7 protein-coding genes are annotated in these 6,059 nt (G+C 63.7%); 4 read left to right on the top strand and 3 right to left on the bottom strand.

Annotation, left to right across the window (positions count from 1 at the left end):
* Positions 1-513: 513 nt before the first annotated feature.
* The 3 genes from ABZ345_RS47235 to ABZ345_RS47245 are packed head-to-tail and all read right to left on the bottom strand — an operon-like array spanning position 514 to position 2,002.
* Positions 514-897: a hypothetical protein gene (locus ABZ345_RS47235; protein ID WP_359862302.1), complete on the bottom strand. Its 384-nt coding sequence runs from the start codon at positions 895-897 to the stop codon at positions 514-516.
* 25 nt (positions 898-922) lie between these two features.
* Positions 923-1,225: a sigma factor-like helix-turn-helix DNA-binding protein gene (locus ABZ345_RS47240; RefSeq protein ID WP_359862304.1), complete on the bottom strand. Its 303-nt coding sequence runs from the start codon at positions 1,223-1,225 to the stop codon at positions 923-925.
* A 12-nt stretch (positions 1,226-1,237) separates the two neighbouring features.
* Positions 1,238-2,002: a hypothetical protein gene (locus tag ABZ345_RS47245; RefSeq protein WP_359862305.1), complete on the bottom strand. Its 765-nt coding sequence runs from the start codon at positions 2,000-2,002 to the stop codon at positions 1,238-1,240.
* A gap of 188 nt (positions 2,003-2,190) precedes the next feature.
* Between ABZ345_RS47245 and ABZ345_RS47250 the strand changes: the two genes are divergently transcribed.
* From ABZ345_RS47250 to ABZ345_RS47265, 4 genes are all read left to right on the top strand, one after another.
* Entirely contained in the window at positions 2,191-2,838 is a 648-nt protein-coding gene (locus ABZ345_RS47250; RefSeq protein ID WP_359862307.1) for a helix-turn-helix transcriptional regulator, read from the top strand.
* Between the two features lie 1,218 nt (positions 2,839-4,056).
* Positions 4,057-4,677 (top strand): DUF4360 domain-containing protein, encoded by a 621-nt coding sequence (locus ABZ345_RS47255; RefSeq protein ID WP_359862308.1) that lies wholly within the window; start codon positions 4,057-4,059, stop codon positions 4,675-4,677.
* 58 nt (positions 4,678-4,735) lie between these two features.
* Entirely contained in the window at positions 4,736-5,380 is a 645-nt protein-coding gene (locus ABZ345_RS47260) for a DUF4360 domain-containing protein (protein ID WP_359862310.1), read from the top strand.
* A gap of 459 nt (positions 5,381-5,839) precedes the next feature.
* Positions 5,840-6,059: transposase family protein (locus tag ABZ345_RS47265; protein ID WP_359862312.1), on the top strand; the 220-nt coding region annotated here is incomplete at its 3' end.

A 6,059-nucleotide genomic window follows, 5' to 3' on the forward strand; every position in this document is an offset into this window, starting at 1 on the left:
AACACCGGCACCCACTCCGGCCGCTCCGCACTGATCACCTGATCCACGCCAAGATCATCGATCACGCCGAGACAGCGTTACGGGACAACCTTTAGCGGACGGAGCCGTGTCTGGAAAGCAGCCTTCGGACACGGCTCCGCAGGACCTCCTCGCGATCGCGTCGCTGTACCGCCGCTGTGTTTGATGACTGCAGCGCACAGAGCGTGTCTAGGGGCCGTCGGTGCACCGAGTGGCGTTCATCGGCATACGGGTGTTAAGGGGCCGGGCCGGTCGTGCAGGGTTCAACGACCACCGCAACTACAGGCGCCGCAAGCGTTGGATCAGCGGCACATCAGTGTGTTGGCGGCAGTGGCGCCGGGCGTAACAGCGACACTTCCACAACCGATGACTGAACACCTTGACCTACGACGTTGTCCGGCGCCGTCCCGTGGTCTGCTCCTGCGGTAGTCGGACGTAGCCGTGCTGCGGACCGGCCACTACGGTGCCAGGCTTGCCAGATCGCTCGAAGACCTCTTAGCAGAACCACCCGTTTTGCACGTACCCAGGCGCGTTCACGTTGCCGTACGCGAATCCGTATACCCACTCGCTACCGAACTCGGCGTCAACACCCCAGATCTCGAAGGTCTGGTACTTGTACAGGTAGTTGAACGCCGAGCCGCCGCGGCTGTGTCGAACACTCAAGTCGGCTGCGCACACGGCGGCTCGGGTGTGGTTGGAGGCGTCCATGCCGCTGGCGTACTTGTACGGGCCGCCAGCCTGCGCCGCGGGTGCAGCTGCAACGGCCAGCCCGACCGTCGCAGCTACCGCGATCGCAGCTGCCGAGAGCCTGCCGAGCCGGACGCTGGTGAGGCGCTTGGCAACGGCGGTGGGACGCAGTTGATCAAGGGCAGAGTTCATCGGTTCTCCTTTTTCTCGTGCTGAATCAATCGATGTGAGCAGTCAGCAGCTCACGTAAGTGGTGCCTGCCTCTGTGGAGGAAGGTCTTGACGGTGTTGATCGGCAACCCGAGCTCCGCCGCGATCTCGGTGTACTCGAGGTCCGCCAGTTCGCGTAGTGCCAAGGCCCGCGCCACGGTCGGCCAGCGGCGTTCAAGCTGATCGAGGGCATCGAGCAGATCGACCTTACTGGCGACATTCCGCTGGTTGTCGCAGCAACTCCTCCAACGCCAGCGAGTCGCCCTGCCGTGCCCGCTGGTCCAACTGAGTCTCGTGAGCTGGTTGCTCACGTCAGTTGATGATTAGGCTGTGCAGGCTGGCAGGTGGCCTGCCTGAACCCAGCCCCAGCGTCCGGCCTGAGGTGCGTATCCGAACACCCATTGGTCATCTTTGAACGGTGACCCGGCTTCGGTGCGGCATTTGCTGCGGGTGATGCGGAACTCCCAACCCTTGTCGAGGTTGCCGATGGCGAACTGCTTCGGCCCGCTGCGCAACGTTCCACCGCTGCCGAGGTGCAGTACTTTGTCCGGCTTGCCGTGATGCGCCTGTGAGATGTCGACGGTCTTGGGAACGTTGTCGCCGCCAACGGCCTGCCGGTCGCCCAGCGGTGCGGCGAAGCTGTCCGCGTCCGGTGTGGAACGCTTGTCCTGCTTCGTCGTGGTGCCGGCGGGGAACTTCCGGGCCACCGGATCAACCAGGCAGGACTTGCTGATCCAGCCCCACCAGGGGAAGGTGCCGCCCTTGTGGTCGGAATCCGGTGCACGAGAGAAGTCCAGGACAAGCGCGTAGTCGCCGGCGGTGTAGCGCACACCGACGTCTTTCGAGGCCGTGGATCGGCCGGCTGACCAGGTGCGGTCGGGAAGCCCGGCCTTGGGGTAGTTCCAGTGCACCGGGCAGCTGTCGGCCTTGACCTCGGTGGCGTTGGTGTAGCGGGCCTTGGTGGATGTGGCGGCATCCTCGTCGTTCGTGGCAGAGGCTGCAGGCGTTGCCACGAGTTGAACTGTCATGAGCGACAGGGCAGTCGCGGCCAGCCCGACCGTCATGGCGATGCGGCGGTACGGCATCATCTGCTGTCACCTTTCGGAGTCATTGATCATTGAGTGCCACCGATGGGGGGCCTGTTCAGTAGAGCCAGCCAGGATCGGGTCCGGATAGGCTTCCCGGCCTTTCTCCGGACTTGCCCGGACAACGCGGGAAATCTCCGGAAGGTGCTGACCAGCAGGTATTACGGGACAATGCAGGTGGAGGAGCTGGGATGTCGGAGTCGCTCGAGCAACTTCAACAGGCGCTCAGGGAGCTCAGGCTCAAGAAGGACGAGCCGACGTATGAGGCACTCGCTCGTGCGACCCATCTCAGCACAACGACCATCGGAGAGGTGTTCGCCGGCAAAAAGACCACGGGCTGGAGATCCACCAGCGCTGTTGTCAAGGCACTCGGTGGTGACCTCGAGGTGTTCCGAACTTTGTGGGATCAAGCCAAGCGTGGAGGCGACCGCAAGAACGGAACGCAGCCGATCGAGCCGGGGGAGGCGCAGGCCAGTGCGCACGTGACTACGGCGCAACCTTGGCGCTGGCTGAAGAGGCGCCGCAACCAGGTGCTGCTTGTTCTTGGTGGTGTCGTAGTAGTCGGCTTTGGTGCTTGGCTCGTTGTCTCGCAGTCGAGCGAGCCGACTGCGAACGGGTGTTGGCGCAAGTACAAAGTTGTCAAGGACGGCACGGTGCGCAGCCAGGACAACCAGGTCGTCATCGGCGAGGTGCGCCGCGGTGATGAGGTACGGGTCGACAGCCTGCCGGAGGGTGCCAAGAACCGCCGTTATGAGGCCATCGTGTTGCGCACCCAGGTGAAGGGCTGGGTCGTGACGGCAAACCTAGACTTCGAAGCGACGGTTTGCGACGGTGCCTAGAACTAACGCCTCAGCGGGAGCCGAGCGGCATGTGTTTCCACAGGCTGGCGGCGATCCGGAATCCACGCCTGGCGAGGCGGCGGAGCCAGCCGCGTTGCGCCTGTTCGGGTCTGCTGCACGGATTGGTGACATCTTGACCTGCCCTACCGGGAGGGTTCCAGTCGTTGTGGCTAACTGGCAGCGGTGATGGTGTCGTGGTCAGAGCGTAGTTTGTACTCGATTGGGGTGAGGGCAGAAGAGGATGTTTCCACGGCGACGGCGGCGCGAGTTTGGGCGGTGCTCAGCTCGTCGGCTGGGCTGGTTTGGCTCCGTCGGCCGACGCGGTCTCCCGCCGCAGAACACCGTTTTGACGAGTTCTGCACTGCCTTCTGGACCTGCTGTGCCTTGGGTGGTGCGTGGTTACCGGAGCCCTGCGGTGTTCCAGAGCTGGCAGTGGTGCGCGGTGGCCATGGAGATGGAGTGGGTGGCGTCGGGAGCGAGTCTGAGCGCGCGGTTGGCGGCGTCAAGGCTGGGCCAGGCTGGGCTGCCCGCGCCGTTGGGGTCGCCGTTTCTGACGAATCGGCCCAGTAGCCGATGAGTTGGTCGGCGACGCGTCGTTGGTCGTCGGTGAGACGTGGTCCGGCGGGGAAGTCGAAGAGATAGAAGAGTTCGCCGCCGTGCGCGGTGGCGGGCCGGACGCTGGCGGGCAGGGGCAGTCCGCTGATGGTGGGCGCGGCCGGGTCGGTGAAGACATAGGCATAGGTGGGCGCTTCGCGGGCGATTCCTTCACGGTCGAGTGAACCTTTCAGGATCCGGCATAAGAATAGTCGCACCGCGGGGTCTCGTATACGACCAGCTGGTCCCGAGCTCCACGCGCAACTCTTCGTCGAGGTTGGTCAAGATCGTGCGTATCACCACTAGGCGAGGAGTGCTTCAACCCGAGATGCGGCAGCTCACGTCTTGCGTTCGAGTAGTTTTCGACGTCAGGCTTCGACGACTCGAACGGACCCCATCACCACCCGATTGGATCAGAAGGCGGCAATAGTGAGGTTAATTCGCCACGCGGGTGTGGCACATGGTTAATGCAAGCCCAGAATTTCGGGGCGAGAAATTAAAGCGGCCTCTCGACAGGCATTCCAATAAATTCAGTCACCCATTCGGCGGCCCTTTCCTGAGAAGTTCCATGTCTCATCTGACTTCCGCCCGCCGATACCACACTTTCGGAAAGCAGGGCTGGCCATGCTGAAAATGGTGGCGGCTGCTGCCCTCGTGCTGACCGCGGTCCTTACCGCGCCCGCCGCACAGGCAGCTCCCGATGTTCCCGATTACGTCAGGATCGACGTGGTCACCGTGAACGGTTCCGGTTGCCCAGCCGACACCGCGGCGGTCGCGGCCGCGGATGATCGCACGGCGTTCACGGTCACCTACAGCGATTATCTCGCCCAGGCCGGACTGGGCTCGTCGCCAACGGAATTCCGCAAGAACTGCCAGCTCAACATCAGAGTGAGCTATCCGCAGGGCTTCACGTACGGCATCGCCCAGGCTGACTACCGCGGGTTCGCCCATTTGGAGCCGGACGCAACCGGCATGGAGAAGGGTACCTACTACTTCCAGGGCATGTCGCAGAGCGCGAGCCGCACCCACAGCTTCTCCGGTCCGAAGAACGACAACTGGCATGCCGCCGACCGCGCCCAGGTGTGGGAAATCGTCTACGCGCCGTGCGGTCAAGTCCGCCACCTGAATATCAACACCGAACTGCGTGTAAACGCGGGTTCGTCGAAGAACGCGAGCTTCATGACGATGGATTCGACGGACAGCAGTGTGAGCACCAAGTACCAGCTTTCCTGGAAGCGCTGCTGATCCAGGCACTGATTGCCGCCACCCGTTCATTGTTGGATCCCAGACGGAAAGGTGCCCCATGCTCAACACGCTGTCCGCGGCCGCGCTTGCGATGTCGACGATCATCATCCCGCCCGGCGGCGCCTCCGGCGACACGCCTCCGCCGGGCCGCATCACCATCGACGTCGTGACCGTCAACGGCTCAGGCTGCAAGGCGGGAACGGCCGCCGTAGCCGTGAGTCCGGACAACAAGGCGTTCACCGTCACCTACAGCGACTTCATGGCGCAGGTCGGGCCACAGGCGCTGCCGACTGACTTCCGTAAGAACTGCCAGCTGAACCTAGGCGTCAACGTGCCGTCCGGCTTCACCTACGGCATCGCGTCCACCGACTACCGCGGCTTCGCGCACCTCGAGCGTGGCGCCACGGCCCTGGAACGAGCCAACTACTACTTCCAGGGCATGTCGCAAACGGAGTACCGGCAGCACAACTACAAGGGTCCGTTGAGCGAGGACTGGCAGGCGACCGACAAGACCGCCGTCACCGCGATCGTTTACCACCCGTGTGGTGAGAAGAGAAACTTCAACATCAACACCGAACTGCGGGTGGCCACGGGCACGTCCGACCCGACGAAGGTCACCAGCTTCATCTCGATGGACTCCACCGACGGGTCGATCGAGACGACCTACCACTTCGCGTGGAAGATCTGCCCATCGAGGCCCTAACCCTCACCCGGTGCCGGGCGTCCCGTGACGGGGTGCCCGGCACCGGCGGCTCCAAGATCGTCTGTTCCGGCTGAGTGTCTGAAACGACTGGCGGTGGCCCTCGGTGTGGCGTGGGATGGGCGAACGAAGCTCCGGTGCAACAAGCGTCCTCTCACAGACCTTCGTCCAGCCCCGAGCTTCGTTGCCGCTACATCCTGCCATTGCTGAGTCGTGTGCGTCAGCGATCGGTGGTGTCGCGTCCGATCCCGGGACTCGCAGGCGCTCGCCGTGACCTGCGAGGGCCGGCGCGACATTCTCGGGCTATTGAGCCTTTTTCATCCTGGTCTGGATGTGTTGGCGGACAAGGGACTTCTGCTGTGACTGGTTGACGCAGGCGCGGCGTGTCGGACCCTGGACATGGCGAAGCCCCTGGTAACAGAGCCATCGACCAAGACCGCTCCGCAGCACCAGGGGCTTCACATGCTGTTCTATCGCGCCGCGCTGCCGTTGTCACATCAGACCCTGAGATTCGTGTCCGGCCTGATCCGCACGCACCGCCGGGAGCTGGGATCACGCTGGCGCCGGCTCGATGCCGGGCAACAAGCCCTGCTCGTGCTGGTTCACCTGCGTAAAGGAGAACCGTTCGCCGAGGCCGGCGCCGGGTTCGGGGTCTCGGCCACCACCTGCTGGCGCTACGTCC

This window comes from Lentzea sp. NPDC005914 (assembly GCF_040629405.1).
GTDB lineage: Bacteria > Actinomycetota > Actinomycetes > Mycobacteriales > Pseudonocardiaceae > Lentzea.